A 276-nucleotide genomic window follows, 5' to 3' on the forward strand; every position below is an offset into this window, starting at 1 on the left:
GGTAGGCCACCGGGCCGCCGACGGTGGCGGCCGTGGCCAGCACCCAGCCGGGAAGCGTCGCGGTGCGGGTCAGTCGGGTCCAGACGACGGCGAACATCAGCCACAGGGCCACCATCCACAGGGGCAGCAGGCTGTCGCCGCGAAAATCGATCAGTCCCGCCAGCGCCCAGCAGGCGTCCAGACCGCAGCCCGCCGCGGCCAACAGCAGGGCGGGCGGACGACTGGCCGCCGGCAACCGCAGCCAGGCGAAAATGGCCAGCGTCAGCCAGATCAGCA

1 protein-coding gene is annotated in these 276 nt (G+C 72.5%); it reads right to left on the reverse strand.

Going from position 1 to position 276, the window contains the following annotated elements; all coding sequences use genetic code 11:
• Positions 1 to 276: DUF2878 family protein (locus F1003_RS18665; RefSeq protein ID WP_155090354.1), on the reverse strand; the 276-nt coding region annotated here is incomplete at both ends.

It is taken from the genome of Winogradskyella ouciana (assembly GCF_009709615.1).
GTDB classification, from domain to species: domain Bacteria; phylum Bacteroidota; class Bacteroidia; order Flavobacteriales; family Flavobacteriaceae; genus Winogradskyella; species Winogradskyella ouciana.